The 14279-nt window shown below is 70.6% G+C and carries 14 protein-coding genes and 2 tRNA genes; 9 read left to right on the plus strand and 7 right to left on the minus strand.

The window, feature by feature from the left end:
• Positions 1–85: 85 nt before the first annotated feature.
• Both ACZ7NC_RS08450 and ACZ7NC_RS08455 read left to right on the plus strand, forming a co-directional pair.
• On the plus strand, positions 86–1051 hold the full coding sequence (locus tag ACZ7NC_RS08450) for a D-2-hydroxyacid dehydrogenase (RefSeq protein ID WP_471486086.1): 966 nt from the start codon (positions 86–88) through the stop codon (positions 1049–1051).
• Positions 1052–1074: 23 nt separating this feature from the next.
• Positions 1075–2466 carry an amidase gene (locus ACZ7NC_RS08455; RefSeq protein ID WP_471486088.1) on the plus strand — a complete coding sequence of 464 codons (1392 nt, stop codon included), beginning with the start codon at positions 1075–1077 and terminating at the stop codon, positions 2464–2466.
• On the opposite strand, the gene ACZ7NC_RS08460 is transcribed toward ACZ7NC_RS08455, so the two are convergent.
• Together ACZ7NC_RS08460 and ACZ7NC_RS08465 are read right to left on the minus strand one after the other, a co-directional pair.
• Positions 2447–3040, minus strand: a complete 594-nt coding sequence (locus tag ACZ7NC_RS08460; protein WP_471486089.1) for a hypothetical protein — start codon at positions 3038–3040, stop codon at positions 2447–2449. The two genes, ACZ7NC_RS08455 and ACZ7NC_RS08460, sit on opposite strands and share 20 nt — an antisense overlap.
• 31 nt (positions 3041–3071) lie before the next feature.
• Positions 3072–3572: a DUF3830 family protein gene (locus ACZ7NC_RS08465; RefSeq protein ID WP_471486091.1), complete on the minus strand. Its 501-nt coding sequence runs from the start codon at positions 3570–3572 to the stop codon at positions 3072–3074.
• A 23-nt stretch (positions 3573–3595) separates the two neighbouring features.
• On the opposite strand from ACZ7NC_RS08465, the gene ehuB reads away from it, so the two are divergent.
• The 6 genes from ehuB (at position 3596) to ACZ7NC_RS08495 (ending at position 7804) form a co-directional block, all read left to right on the plus strand.
• Positions 3596–4525 carry an ectoine/hydroxyectoine ABC transporter substrate-binding protein EhuB gene (gene ehuB / locus ACZ7NC_RS08470; protein ID WP_471486093.1) on the plus strand — a complete coding sequence of 310 codons (930 nt, stop codon included), beginning with the start codon at positions 3596–3598 and terminating at the stop codon, positions 4523–4525.
• A complete protein-coding gene (ehuC, locus tag ACZ7NC_RS08475) occupies positions 4522–5244 on the plus strand; it encodes an ectoine/hydroxyectoine ABC transporter permease subunit EhuC (RefSeq protein ID WP_471486095.1) in 723 nt (240 codons plus the stop codon). The genes ehuB and ehuC overlap by 4 nt, the downstream gene beginning before the upstream one ends.
• The gene (gene ehuD, locus ACZ7NC_RS08480) at positions 5241–5891 is read left to right on the plus strand and encodes an ectoine/hydroxyectoine ABC transporter permease subunit EhuD (RefSeq protein ID WP_471486096.1); all 651 of its coding nucleotides are present in this window, start codon (positions 5241–5243) and stop codon (positions 5889–5891) included. Before ehuC ends, ehuD begins: the two co-directional genes overlap by 4 nt.
• A 10-nt stretch (positions 5892–5901) precedes the next feature.
• Positions 5902–6678 (plus strand): ectoine/hydroxyectoine ABC transporter ATP-binding protein EhuA, encoded by a 777-nt coding sequence (gene ehuA / locus ACZ7NC_RS08485; protein ID WP_471486098.1) that lies wholly within the window; start codon positions 5902–5904, stop codon positions 6676–6678.
• Positions 6679–6863: 185 nt separating this feature from the next.
• Positions 6864–7628, plus strand: coding sequence for an IclR family transcriptional regulator (locus tag ACZ7NC_RS08490; protein WP_471486100.1), 765 nt, complete (start codon positions 6864–6866; stop codon positions 7626–7628).
• 102 nt (positions 7629–7730) lie between these two features.
• Positions 7731–7804, plus strand: a tRNA-Lys gene (locus ACZ7NC_RS08495).
• A 125-nt stretch (positions 7805–7929) separates the two neighbouring features.
• Here ACZ7NC_RS08495 and ACZ7NC_RS08500 read toward each other — a convergent pair.
• From ACZ7NC_RS08500 to ACZ7NC_RS08520, 5 genes are all read right to left on the minus strand, one after another.
• Entirely contained in the window at positions 7930–9600 is a 1671-nt protein-coding gene (locus tag ACZ7NC_RS08500; protein ID WP_471486102.1) for an AMP-binding protein, read from the minus strand.
• A 54-nt stretch (positions 9601–9654) separates the two neighbouring features.
• Positions 9655–10188: a hypothetical protein gene (locus tag ACZ7NC_RS08505; protein ID WP_471486103.1), complete on the minus strand. Its 534-nt coding sequence runs from the start codon at positions 10186–10188 to the stop codon at positions 9655–9657.
• A 92-nt stretch (positions 10189–10280) separates the two neighbouring features.
• On the minus strand, positions 10281–10886 hold the full coding sequence (locus ACZ7NC_RS08510) for a lytic polysaccharide monooxygenase auxiliary activity family 9 protein (RefSeq protein WP_471486105.1): 606 nt from the start codon (positions 10884–10886) through the stop codon (positions 10281–10283).
• 119 nt (positions 10887–11005) lie between these two features.
• A complete protein-coding gene (locus ACZ7NC_RS08515; RefSeq protein ID WP_471486107.1) occupies positions 11006–12109 on the minus strand; it encodes an SPFH domain-containing protein in 1104 nt (367 codons plus the stop codon).
• 57 nt (positions 12110–12166) lie between these two features.
• Positions 12167–13531 (minus strand): peptidoglycan-binding protein, encoded by a 1365-nt coding sequence (locus ACZ7NC_RS08520; protein WP_471486109.1) that lies wholly within the window; start codon positions 13529–13531, stop codon positions 12167–12169.
• 188 nt (positions 13532–13719) lie between these two features.
• Here ACZ7NC_RS08520 and ACZ7NC_RS08525 point away from each other — a divergent pair.
• Positions 13720–13793, plus strand: a tRNA-Lys gene (locus tag ACZ7NC_RS08525).
• Positions 13794–14279: the final 486 nt, after the last annotated feature.

Consider the following 14279-nt stretch of genomic DNA (forward strand, 5'->3'; position numbering starts at 1 on the left):
AAGTAAAACTCTGCGAAACGGCGCCCGCATACCCCCGCAAGGACCGGCAAAGCGCCCCCTCACACCCCCGGAGAAGCGACCCCGAATGACCTCATCCGCTTCGGGCCCGCCGCCCACGCTCCTCGTCCTCGACGCCGACCCGCTCCCCCGCCTCGGCCGCCTCACGGGCCGCGCCCGCGTCGAACACGCGGACCCGTCGACGCTCGCCGAACGGCTGCCGCACGCCGATGTGCTCCTGGTCTGGGACTTCACCTCGCACGCCGTGCGCCACGCCTGGCCCGGCGAGGGACCGCGCCCGCGCTGGGTGCACACGGCGAGCGCGGGCGTGGACCATCTGATGTGCCCGGAGCTCACCGCGTCCGACACCGTGGTCACCAACGCGCGCGGGATCTTCGACCAGCCCATCGCCGAGTACGTCGCGGCGCTGGTGCTGGCGATGGCGAAGGACCTGCCGAGGACCCTGGACTTCCAGCGCTCCCGCCAGTGGCGGCACCGCGAGGGGCAGCGCGTGGCGGGCACCCGCGCCTGCGTGGTCGGGTCCGGCCCCATCGGCCGTACGATCGCCCGCACGCTCAAGGCCCTGGACATCACCACCGCGCTGGTCGGCCGGGTCCCGCGCACCGGCATCCACGGCCCCGACGACCTCGACCGGCTGATGGCCCGCGCCGACTGGGTGATCGCGGCCGCGCCGCTCACCGAGCAGACGCACGGCATGTTCGACCTCCGCCGGTTCGGCGTCATGCAGCCCTCCGCCCGGTTCATCAACGTCGGCCGCGGGCAGCTGGTGGTGGAGGAGGCGCTGGCCGAGGCGCTCACCAGGCGGTGGATCGCGGGGGCGGCGCTCGATGTCTTCGAGCACGAACCCCTCACCCCCGACAGCCCGTTGTGGGAGCTGCCGGGTCTGATCGTCTCGCCGCACATGAGCGGGGACACCATCGGCTGGCGCGATGAACTCGGCACCCAGTTCGTGGAGTTGTACGAGCGGTGGCAGGCGGGCAGACCGCTGCTGAACGTGGTCGACAAGCAGCGTGGGTACGTACCCGGACGCTGACGTCTACGGCTGGAGGGCGACCCATGACGGATCTCACCGAACTGACCGCCGTACAACTCCTCGACGGATACCGCAAAGGAGAGTTCAGCCCCGTCGACGCCACCCGCGCGACGCTGGAGCGGGCCGAACGGATCCAGCCAGAGGTCAACGCCTTCGTACGGCTCACCGCCGACGCGGCCCTCGCGCAGGCCGCCGACTCGGCGGAACGCTGGCGGCGCGGTGAACCGGCCGGTCTGCTCGACGGTGTTCCGGTCACCGTGAAGGACATCCTGCTGATGCGCGGGGCACCGACGCTGCGGGGCTCGAAAGCCGTCTCCGAGAAGGGCAGTTGGGACGAGGACGCCCCCTCCGTGGCCCGGCTGCGCGCGCACGGCGCCGTCTTCCTCGGCAAGACCACGACCCCCGAGTACGGCTGGAAAGGCGTCACCGACTCGCCCCTGTCCGGCGTCACCCGCAACCCCCTGGACCCCACCCGCACCGCCGGCGGCTCCAGCGGCGGCGCGGCGGCGGCCGTGGCGCTCGGCGCGGGACCGCTCGCCCTCGGCACCGACGGCGGCGGCAGTGTGCGTATCCCGGCGGCCTTCTGCGGAATCTTCGCCCTGAAACCGACGTACGGCCGGGTCCCGCTGTACCCCGCGAGCGCCTTCGGCACCCTGGCGCACGTCGGCCCGATGACCCGCGACGCGGCCGACGCGGCCCTGTTCCTCGACGTCATCGGCACACCCGACTCCCGCGACTGGTCGGCGCTCCCGCAGGCGCCGGGCTCGTTCGTGACCGCCCTGGCGGGCGGGGTGCACGGTCTGCGGGTCGCCTACTCGCCCTCGTTCGGCGGCCAGGTGGCGGTGCGCCCGGCGGTCGCGTCGGCGGTTCGGCGGGCGGTGGAGCGGCTGGCGGGGCTGGGGGCGTACGTCGAGGAGACCGACCCCGACTTCACCGACCCGGTGGACGCCTTCCACACCCTGTGGTTCACCGGGGCGGCCCGGGTGACCCAGCATCTCGGGCCGCACCAGCGGGAGTTGCTCGACCCGGGCCTCAGGGAGATCTGCGCGACCGGCGCCAGGCGCTCCGCGCTGGACTATCTGGCCGCGGTGGACGTCAGGATGGAACTGGGCCGCAGGATGGGCCGCTTCCACGACACCTACGACCTCCTTCTCACCCCGACCCTCCCGATCACGGCCTTCGAGGCGGGCGCCGAGGTGCCGAAGGGCTCGGGGCATCGCAGGTGGACCGGCTGGACACCGTTCACCTACCCCTTCAACCTGACCCAGCAGCCGGCGGCCACCGTCCCCGTCGGCACGGACGGGGACGGCCTGCCGATCGGCCTGCAGATCGTGGCCGCCCGGCACAGGGACGATCTGGTGCTGCGGGCGGCACACGCCCTGTACGAGGCCGAGGTCACGGCCGCCGGGGCCTGACGGTCGTACCGGTGCCGATCACCTCGACGGGTAGGTCCCGCAGCCGTTCGACGTAGGCCAGGAGATCCTCGTTCAGACTCGCTCTGGAGTGGTTGAGGTCCTCCTTCCAACTCGGCGCCGCACGGCCACCCAGATCCTCCTCGACAAGCGACGTCCGGCCGTCGGCGCCGACGGCCGGACGCCCGGCGTAGCGATCACGCAGCAGCTCCGTCACCTGCTCGAAGGCGCCGAACTGGTTCGATCCGATCCACAGTCCACCGCCCAGCAGCTCGTCCGAGGCCGCCCTCGCCTCGTCCCGCATGGTGTCGGACCGCGAAAGGAACCGCTCCGCGTCCAGGGCGAGTCCGGCTTCCAGGTCGGTGAGGGCGCGGCGCAGGAAGTCGTGCCACGCTCGGATCGCCGTACGAGCCCGGGCCACCCGCTGCAACTGCACCTGGGTCGCCTCACGGTCCGCCCTCGCCCGCTCCTGCCGGGCGATCTGCCGCTGATGTGCCAGCGGCCCGAGGAACATGGCGAGGGCCGAGATCAGTGCCCCGATGACACCACCGAGCAGCCCGGCGATCGTGTTCGACATGGCCACAAGTCTGGCCGAGGAGAGCCGAGTTCTATCCCTCGATCCGCCGGAAACTCAGCGACTCGCCCAGCGCCCCCGACCGCCACAGGTCGTTGCAGCCCTCGGCCATCGCCTCCAGGCCCTCCACGATCTGGCCCCAGACGATCCCGGGCACCCAGCCCACGTCGCCGTTCAGCAGCAGGTTGTTGCGCTCGTAGAACAGGGCCAGGTCGACCACCGTGGTGCCGGGGCGGACCTCACGGTCGTAGCCGTAGGACTTGGTGCCCAATTCCGTTCCGGCGAAGGCGAAATAGCACAGGTCGCCCGGGATGGGGGTGACTGTCGGGTTTTCCAGGGGCGGCTCCGTTTCCGCGAAGGGCGGGAAGAGGGCGTAGATCTCGTTGCGGGCGTATTTGGCGTGGTAGACGTCGCCGATCAGGGGCAGGGCGTCCCAGACGGCCGCGCAGGTCAGCGGGGCGCGATCGTCCAGGAGCTTGGCCGTGCAGTGGATTTCCCGCTTGACCAGTGATACCTCGATGAACCGTTCAGTCATGCATTCCAGGGTGCATACATCGCATGGTCCCGGGTAGCCGCGCCGCCATGGCTCCACCTAATGGGAACGACAGAAACACACCTGGGACCACGCGCCGGTCGCTGCTCGCGGGGGTGGCGGCGCTCGGTGCGCTGGGGGCGGCCGGCTGCTCACGGGTGGCCACGGCATCGACCAAGGAAGGCGGCGACCTGCTCGACCGGCTGAAGGCGGCGGGCGTCGTACGCCTCGGTATCGCGGGGGAGATCCCCTTCGGTTACATCGACAAGAACGGCGAACTGACCGGCGAGGCACCGGAACTCGCCAAGGTCATCTTCAAACGGCTGGGCGTGGACACGGTGCAGCCCGTGCCGACCGAGTTCGGCTCGCTGATCCCGGGCCTGAACTCACAGCAGTTCGATGTCGTCGCGGCCGGGATGTACGTCAATCCCGAGCGCTGTGAGCAGGTCATCTTCTCCGACCCCGACTACCAGATGCTCGACGCCTTCATCGTGCGCAAGGGCAACCCCAAGGGGCTGCACGACTACAAGGACGTCGTCGAGAAGAAGGCCAAGTTCGCCACCGGGACCGGCTACGCCGAGATCCAGTACGCCGTGGAGGCGGGGTACAAGGAGAGCGACATCCTCATCGTGCCGGACCAGGTCGCGGGGCTGAACGCCGTCGAGGCGGGGCGTGTGGACGTCTTCGCCGGTACGGCGCTGACCACCCGTGAGGTCGTCAAGAAGTCGTCCAAGGCGGAGTCCACCAAGGCCTTCGCGCCCCTCGTCGAGGGCAAACCGCATGTCGACGGCGGCGCGTTCGCCTTCCGGCCGACCGAGACGAGCCTGCGGGACGCCTTCAACGTCGAGCTGCGCAAGCTCAAGAAGAGCGGCGAGCTGTTCCGCATCCTCAAGCCCTTCGGCTTCACGGAGGCGGAGATGACCGACCTCACCGCGAAGGAGCTGTGCGGCGGATGACCTCGGGACTCTGGGAACTCGTACTCAAAGGGATATGGATCACCGTCCAGTTGCTGGTCCTGAGCGGACTGGTGGCCACGGCGGTCGCCTTCGGGGTCGGCATGGCCCGCACTCACCGGCTGTGGATCGTCCGCTTCCTCGCGGGCGTCTACACCGAGGTGTTCCGCGGGACCTCCGCCCTGATCATGATCTTCTGGGTGTTCTTCGTGCTGCCGGTCGCGTTCGGCTGGCAGTTGGTGCCCCTCTGGGCGGGCACGCTCGCGCTCGGTCTGACATACGGCGCGTACGGCGCCGAGATCGTGCGCGGCGCCCTCAACTCCGTCGACCCGGCACAGCGTGAGGGCGGTATCGCGCTCAGCTTCACGCCGTGGCAGCGGATGCGGCTGATCCTGCTGCCGCAGGCGGTGCCGGAGATGATCCCCTCCTTCACCAACCTGCTGGTGGAACTGCTGAAGGGCACCGCGCTGGTGTCCGTGATGGGCATGGGCGATCTGGCCTTCAGCGCCAACCTGGTGCGCCTGGCGCTCCAGGAGAGCGCGGAGATCTACACGTATGTGCTGCTGATCTACTTCGTCATCGCCTTCCTGCTCACGCGGGGGATGCGCGGACTGGAACGCAAACTCAAGGCCGGTGTCGGAAAGCCGGTCGGGCGCACGCCCGATCAGGAGCTGCACCGACCTGAGACGACCGGTGTGGGCGCGGGAGGTGCTCTCGGATGACCTGGGACTGGGGCGCTGTCGCCGACTTCATGCCACGTTTCTGGGACGGGCTGCTGCTCACCCTGCAGATCCTGGCCCTCGGCTCGCTGATCTCGTTCGCGCTTGGCCTGGTGTGGGCGCTGCTGATGCGCACGCCGAGCCGCTTCGTGCGCTGGCCGGTCGGGGCGGTCACGGAGTTCATCCGCAACACCCCGCTGCTGGTGCAGCTGTTCTTCCTCTTCTATGTGCTGCCCGAGTGGGGCGTCACCGCCTCGGCGCTGACCACCGGCGTCTTCGCGATCGGGCTGCACTACTCGACGTACACGATGCAGGTCTACCGGGCCGGCATCGAGGCGGTGCCCGTCGGCCAGTGGGAGGCCGCGACGGCACTGAACCTGCCGGTGACCAGGACGTGGCGGGTGGTGATCCTGCCGCAGGCGATCCGCCGGGTGGTCCCCGCCCTCGGCAACTACGTCATCGCGATGCTCAAGGACACCCCGATCCTGATGACGATCACGGTCATGGAGATGCTCGGCGAGGCGCGGCTGTTCGCGCAGGAGAACTTCCAGTTCACCGAGCCCCTGACGGTCATCGGTGTGGCCTTCATCCTCATCGCCTATCCGGCCTCCCTTCTCGTACGAGCCCTGGAGCGACGCCTTGTCCGCTGACACCCCTTTGATGAAAGAACCCGACGCGAACGCCAACCCGCCGGTGGACGGCGGCGAGCTGATCCGCTTCGACCACGTCACCAAGCGGTTCGGCTCGAACACGGTGCTTGACGGGCTCGACTTCTCCGTCGCGTCCGGCAAGCACGTCACCCTGATCGGCCCGTCCGGCTCCGGCAAGACGACGATCCTGCGGCTGCTGATGACCCTGACCAAGCCCGACGAGGGCTCGATCACAGTCGCCGGGGAACCGCTCTTCCCGGCCCCCGAGAAGCAGATCCGCGAGGTCCGCAAGAAGATCGGGATGGTGTTCCAGCAGTTCAACCTGTTCCCGAACATGACCGTGCTGCGGAACATCACCGAGGCCCCGGTCACCGTCCTCGGCATGCCCAAGGACGAGGCGGAGGCACGCGCCCGTGAGCTGCTCGACATGGTGGGCCTCGCCGACAAGTGCGACGCCCGCCCGACCCAGCTGTCCGGCGGCCAGCAGCAGCGGGTGGCGATCGCGCGGGCGCTGGCGATGCGACCGCAGGTGCTGCTGCTCGACGAGGTGACCTCCGCGCTGGACCCGGAGCTGGTCGCGGGCGTGCTCGACCTGCTGCGGGACATCGCCCGCACCACCGACATCACCATGCTCTGTGTGACCCACGAGATGAATTTCGCCCGGGACATCTCGGACCAGGTCCTGATGTTCGACTCCGGCCGGGTCATCGAATCCGGCAGTCCGGAGAAAATCTTCAACGACCCGGAGAACGACCGGACGCGGGAGTTCCTCAGCGCTGTGCTGTGACTCCGTGCGGGGCCCATGACCGGGCTCATGACCTTGGCATATGCCAGAGTGCTAGCACCGCAGTTGAGGGTGTCGCAATCTCGTCAACGACCGCTCACTACAGGCCTCTTGCCCCTTATCGTGGAGGGGATCGACTGACTCGAACCCGGCCCGATGAGAAGCGACGTGCGACCGCAGGGGGAACCGTGGCGCTGCAGCACGAGTCGACAACGCCGTACCACTCGGTCCAGGACGCCCTGCGCGTCCTGGAAACCGTGGCGCGGCACAGCACCGGAGTCACCGATGCCGAGCTGTCCCGGCAGACCGGCATCGGCCTGGGGCGCCTGACCGGCCTCCTGCGGATGCTGCGCCGTGAGGGATACGTCGAGCAGGTCGCCGACGGGGCGTACGTCACGGGCGACGCCCTGGCCCGCCTCGGTTCCGCCCAGGGCCGTGACCAGGCCCTGCGGGACACCCTCCAGCGCACCCTGGACCGGCTGCGGGACTCGGTCGGCGCCGCCGTCTACATCAGCCGGTACATCGACGGCGAGATCAAGATCGACCAGTTCGCGGCCGGCCCGGCCACCCCGGTGGTCAACGAGTGGGTCGACTTCCGCTTCTCCGCCCACGCCACCGCGATCGGCAAGAGCCTGCTGGGCCAGCTCGACCACAACGGCCGGCGCGACCATCTCTCACGGCACAAGATGGCCCGCCTCACCTCACGCACGATCACCAGCGACAAGGTGCTGCTCTCCCGCCTGGAGTCCCAGCCGCCGACGGTCCCCCACCTCGACCTCCAGGAGTACGCGGTGGGCACGGTGTGCGCGGCCGTCCCGATCACGGCCGGCTCGTCGGTGGGCTGCCTGGCCCTGTCCCTCCCGGTCGAGCACGCCCACCGGCTGCGCCAGGCGGCGGACACACTGAACCGGAACGCGGCGCCGGTGCTGCTGTCGCTGGCGATCCAGTCCTGACCGGCGGTCCGCGCGGGTGGTCGGAAGCACCCCCGCGGACCAGGTAGTATTTTCTCCGTCGCCAGCCGCGAGAACACTGTGACCGTGGTCGGCGGGAGTCATGCGCCGCTAGCTCAGTTGGTTAGAGCAGCTGACTCTTAATCAGCGGGTCCGGGGTTCGAGTCCCTGGCGGCGCACATACGAAGGGCCTCTCGTGGGAGCGAGGGGCCCTTCGACATATACCCAGACAGCCACCCCCTGGAGACGCGGTCCCGCAAGGGCGGCCTGGGGGTCCGGGGGTCATCCCCCGGGAAACGCAGCATCAGCGGGTCCGGGGTTCGAGTCCCTGGCGGCGCACAGACGAAGGGCCTCTCGTGGGAGCGGGAGGCCCTTCGACGTATGTCATGACATCCGCCTCGGCGAGCCTCCGATACGCCCGCTCCCCCGGCGGGCGCCACCACACCGGGTCGGCGCACCGCACCCCCTCCCGTCTCAGCCCGGCCCGATGGATCTTGTTCGTGGCGGTCACCGGCATCCGCTCCACCACCCGCACGAACCGGGGCGCCATCTTCGTCCCCAGATCCGGCTGGGCGAGCAGGAACCCGGCGAAGCCCACCGGGTCGAACTCCCCGGCGATCGTCGCCATGACCTGGTCCCCGGTCACCGGATCCGGCACCGCGTACACGGCGACGGCCGCCGCGCCCTCGTACCGGGCGAGGATGTTCTCGATCATCGCGGCGGACAGGTTCTCCCCGTCGACCCGGAGCCGGTCGTCGCCGCGCCCCGCGAAGTACAGATAGCCGTCGGCGTCCCGGCAGAACAGGTCCCCCGTCCAGTACCAGCCCTTCCGCCGCCGCTCCGCCTCCGCCTCGGGATTGCGCCAGTACCCCTCGAAGGGGTTCGGCCCCCGATTGACCAGCTCCCCGATCGCCGTGTCCCCGTTGACCAGCCGCCCACCCGCGTCGAACACGGCCGGCGGACACTCCGCGCAGGTCTCCGGATCGAGTACGGCGAGCCCGGGCCCCGCCCGCCCCACGGCCCCCGGCGGCGTCCCCGGCGACCACTGCACGGCGGCCCCGCCCTCGGAGGACCCGTACCCCTCCACCAGCCGCACCCCGAACCGCCGCTCGAAGGCGGCGGCGTCCACGGCACCCGCCTCGGTGCCGAAGCCGAGCCGCAGCGCGTGGTCCCGGTCGTCGGGGTGCGGCTCGGTGGCGAGGACGTACTGGATCGCCCGGCCGACGTAGGTGAAGTACGTCACCCCGTACCGCCGTACGTCCGCCAGGAACCCCGACGCCGAGAACCGCCGCCGCAGCGCCACTCCCGCTCCGGCGGCGAGGGCGGGGGCCCAGTCGGCGATCACCGCGTTGCCGTGGAACATCGGCATGCATATGTAGTGCACGTCGTCGGGCCGCACCCCGAACTGCCCGGCGAGCGAGTGCCCGGCCGCGGCCAGCCGCCCCTGGGTGCAGATCGCGGCCTTGGGGGCACCGGTCGAGCCGGAGGTGAAGTAGAGCAGCAGCCGGTCGTGCGGGGTGGCACGGGAGGGATCCGGCCGGGCGCCTGCGTACGGGGCGAGCAGGGCGTCGTACTCCGGTGTGCCGGTCAGAAGCAGGCGGACCCCGGGCAGTTCCAGGCCGTCGAGCAGCGGCAGCAGGGAGCGCTCGGTGACCAGGACCCGGCACTCGGTGTGCAGGATGTCGCGAGCGAGCTCGGGTCCCCGCCGGGTGGGGTTGATCCCGGCGACGGCGGCTCCCGCGAGGGCGGCCGCGCCCAGCCACATCGCGTACTCCGGGGTGTTGTCCAGGAGCACCCCGATATGCGGCTCGGCACCGGAGGGCAACAGGTCGCCCAGCAGCGCGGCCCGGACGGCGGCCCCGGCAGCCACCTCGTGCTGCGTGAGCACCGCGTCCTCGAACCACAGCCCGGGCCGATGGTCACCCCACCGCGCCGCGACGAGCTCCGCGACCGTACGCCGTCCACTGGAGTCCATGGGGGCGCACGATAGTTGACGTACCGTCAGATGTGGAGGGGCACGGGGCACGGGTCACGGGGTGATCGTGACGCCGTCGACGACGACGGTGTCGGTGGTGCCGCCGGGGTCCTCGTCGAAGCCGAAGCCGAAGCCCGGGCCGAAGCCGTCGAAGACCTGGTTGTACGTGACCATGAAGCCGACGCAGAACACCACGACCACCCCGAGGAACACGAGGACGCCGAAAGCGGCCGCCGCGTGCCTGACGCGGCCCGGCGCGTGGGCCGTGGCCACCACCTGTGGGCCCTCGGCGTAGTGGACGGTGACGAGGTCGCCCTCGACCGTGGTCCCGGGCCCGCCCTCCTCCTCGAACCGGACCACGCGACCGTCGCGCGCGGTGAACTCGTACACGTGGTGCAGGGTGGTGTGCACGGACGTGTCGCCGTGGCCGCCACTCACGGTCGTGTACGACCGCAGACAGCGCGCCTGCGCGGTCAGCCCGCTGTTCCACGCACTGCGTATCTGCAGCGAGCGGCGCACCACCCGGTACGCCATGAACAGGGCCCCGGCCATGATCAGGCCGGGTACGAAGTAGAACAACACGTCCATCGTTCAGTCCCCCGAGGTCGATGCGTCGACCCCGATCGGCCGACGTGGGAGGGATCTACCCACGCCGGCCTGGGTGCTGACTCAAGGGAACCTCAGAAGGTGACGTCCGAGCAGGCATAGAACGCGTTGCCCGTGTCGGCGATCGTCCACACCGCGAGAATGACGTGGTGACCGCTGAGCCCGGACGGCAGTGTGCCGCTGTGCGAGAGCGTGGACGGCGGGCGCTGTCCGTTGTAGGGGACCGTGAAGAACGGCGTGAGATTGAGGTCGGAGCGGGACAGGTTGTGGTTCTGGTTCCAGCCCGGCTTGGTGACGTAGTACCGGAAGTCGGTCGTGGCGTGCATGGCCGTGAACTGCCAGCGGAACGTGTAGTTCTGACCGCCCGTCACCCTGGTGGTGGGCCAGGCGCCGCCGGACGGCGTCTTCGGCGCGCTGAGCTGGCTGAACTGGCCGAGGCCGCCGTTGCATATCTGGCCGTCGGCCGGTCCGGAGCCGGGGAAGCCCTTCGGGCCCTCGACGCTCTGCGGCTCCCACTGGATGGAGCCGCAGTTGGTCACGGTGCCGTTCTGGCAGAGCTTCTGCCGGCTGATGGGGAGATCGGTGTAGCCATGGCTGCTGGCGCCACCGGTGGAGAGCACGAGGGCCCCGGCGGTGCTGAGCCCGAGTGCGGCTGCGTACAACTTGGCCTTTCTGCGCATGCTGCTGCTCCTGGGAACGTGGGGGAAGTTCGGCGAGCTTGCAGGTCTAGACCAAGTCTCAGATTATTGCTGACTGTTGAACATGTCCATACCAGTCAGGGGAGATGTTCGAGGGGCCGTCAGATCGCCGTCTCGCCCCGCCCCGCGCAGAACGCCACCGTCAAGTCCTTGACCAGCGCCTTGCGTTCGTAGTCGTCCAGCTCGACCAGGCCCCGCATGGTCAGCCGGGTCACCGTGTCCTCCACCGAGTCGACGACCGAGGTGACCATGGTGGCCCGGTCCTGGGCGTCCAGCGCGGCGATACGGCGGCGGTGCATGGCCGCGGCGACCTCGGGCGCGTACTCCACCCGCACCGGCCGCACCGAGAAGACCTCGAGCCCGACCACGCCCGCGTCCCGCACCACCCACCGGGTCAGGGTGTCCGCGGCCACCTCGACCGACCCCCGCGAGGTACCCGGCATCTCCACCGGCACCCGGGCCAGCGCCGCCTCGACACACTCACGCAGATACGATTCGTGGTCCTCCACCCCGAGCGTGGCCCGCGCGGTGTCCTTCACCCGCCACACCACGAGTACGACGACCCGCAGCGCCACCCCGTTGCCGTCGGCCGCCGGCATCGGCTCGCTGCGCCAGTGCCGCAGCCGTACGTCGACCCGGCGGCGCAGCAGCAGCGGGTTGACCCACATCAGCCCGGTGCGCCGGACCGTCCCCCGGTAGCCGCCGAACAGCCCGAGCACCCAGGCCCGCCCGGTCTGCCCCCGCGCCAGCCCGCCGAGGCCGAGCAGCCCGAGCGCACCGGCCCCGATGTACGCCGCCCACTGCCCGGGTCCCAGGCCGGCGCCCGTGGACACCGGTAGCCCCAGCGCATGAACCGCCAGCGGCGGGAGCACCCCGGCCCACCACGAGGTGGCCAGGCAGCCGGCCGCCCCGCAGGCCCCGGCGAGCACCCCGGCCGCGCCGGGCAGCACCCGCGCGGGGCGCTCCACCAGCTCGGGATCCACCTGTGGCTCGGGACGTGGCTTGGGCTGCACCGGGCGGCGCAGCCGCGGCTGCTCCCCCGTGCCCTGCCGGCGCGCCACGACCGTCGGCCTGAGCGGAACGGACACCGGGCCCGCCTCGTCGCGGAACAGCAGATGGACGGGGATCTCGGTGGTCGCCTCGTTCTGGATCAGCCGTCCGGGCCGGGAGGGCCCCTCGGGCTCGGGCGTGTGTGAAGTGGTCATGCGTGCCTCCAGCCTCCGCGCCAGATGCGTCACAACGGTGGTCGCCGGGATGTCGGGTTACGAGAAGAGCCGCCGCCAGGTCTCCGGCCCCGGATAGCCGTCCGCCGCGCCGCCCCGCCAGCCCTGGGCACGTTGGAAGGCCTCCACGGCTCGCCGGTCCGTCTCGCTCCAGCGCGGTCCGGGCCCGGTCTTGTAGTGCTTGCCGAATCCCTTCTTCACCAGCTGACTGCCGAGCCGGGTGACGTACTCGTTGCTGACGCCCGGCCGGAACATCGCCCGGCCTGGATAGCCGGGCACCCCGTGCGAGGCCGGCGGCGCGGGCGGGTTCGCGCCGGTCGAACCGGTCGGGGCGGCCGGGACGTCCTTGCCCCGGCCCGACACCAGCAGCGCCCATGTCTCCGGCCCCGGCAGCCCGTCGGCGTCCTGGCCCCGCCAGCCCTGCGCCAGCTGGAAGGCCTGCGTGGCCCTGCGGTCGGCGTCCGACCAGCGCGGACCGGGGCCGGAGGTGTAGTACCGGCCGGCCCCGCGCTCGACGAGCAGACGGCCCAGCCGGGTGACGTGCGCGTTGTTGGCCCCGGGGCCGAACTGCGCCCGCCCCGGGTAGACCGCCGGACCGGGCTGCCCCTCCGGCTTGGCGGCGCCGGGCTTGCCACCGCCCTGCTGCCCGGTGTCCGGTTTCGTTCCCGTCGAACTGCCCGCCAGCCCCTTGTAGCGGTAGGCGACGTAGCGGTCGGAGTGGTTCCAGTAGGCGTACGGGGTGGCCTGCCGGCGGGCGTGCGGGGGTGCCGCCTCGTAGGCGATGTAGTAGGTGTGCGTGTGGTCCGTCCAGCCGCCGAAAATGACGACGTGCGAGCCTTTCTCGGGGTCGGCCGGATTGTGGAACAGCAGAATGTCGCCCGGCTGCAGATCCGCCTTGGGGATTCGTACGCCGTACTGGTCGAGGCTGCCCGTCCATTCGTTTCCGGGCAGGCTCCAGGCCATCGAGACGAAGCCCGAGCAGTCCTGCCGGTATCCGTCCGACCAGTACCTCGACATGCTGTACGGCACCTTCGCGGCGACCCATTTCTTGGCCCGCCTGATGATCTCCGCACGGGTCGTCGCGGGCGCCTTGACCGGGTCGGAGGGCTTGGCCGGCCTACCGCCGGGACCATGCAGCGGGGCCTTGCCGCCCTGCGGGGTATTGGGCTCGTCACCTGCGGGAACGGCCTGGTGGTCGGATGTGTGGGGGGCGGCGACGGCCGGGGCCGTGTGGCCTACGACGACGGTGGTGGAAGCGGCTGCGGCGAGAAGCAGCGCCCGGTGGGCGGCCGGGTGGCGGCCGGCCCGGGAATGCGGCAGGACGCGTTGCCAGTGAACGCATCCGGGGCAGTCGCAGTCACTCGCCGGATCGAATTCCTCGAATACCGGAGTCCGAGCCTCCATGCGATTCCCCTCACACTCCAGTTGGAAATGTCCGCGGCGGTACACCCCGTCAGTTTCTCAACTGTCTTCCGGACCCGCATGTTGACGGTCCGAATGGTTTACAAGCCCCCCCGGTCCCCTCTGCGCCACCCCCGGGCGCGTGGTCCGGAGCACTCCCGGAGGTCATGTAGAGTTAACGCCGTCAGCACGCGCCGCTAGCTCAGTTGGTTAGAGCAGCTGACTCTTAATCAGCGGGTCCGGGGTTCGAGTCCCTGGCGGCGCACAGACAGCAAAGGCTCCTCGCAACCACGGGGGGCCTTCGCTTTTTGGTGCGGCCTCTCCCGGGTCCCGCGACGCGGCTGGGGGTCCGGGGGTTACCCCCCGGGGAATACAGCATCAGCGGGTCCGGGGTTCGAGTCCCTGGCGGCGCACAGACAACGAAGGCTCGTCGCGACTGCGGGGGGCCTTCGCTTTTTGGGGCGGCCTCTCCCGGGTCCCGCGACGCGGCTGGGGGTCCGGGGGTTACCCCCCGGGAGATGCAGCATCAGCGGGTCCGGGGTTCGAGTCCCTGGCGGCGCACAGACAGCAAAGGCTCCTCGCAACCGCGGGGGGCCTTCGCTTTTTGGTGCGGCCTCCCCCGGGCCCCGCGACGCGGCTGGGGGTCCGGGGGTTACCCCCCCGGGAGATGCAGCATCAGCGGGTCCGGGGTTCGAGTCCCTGGCGGCGCACAGACAGCAAAGGCTCCTCGCAACCGCGGGGGGCCTTCGCT

Source organism: Streptomyces sp. NPDC111802, assembly GCF_055634335.1.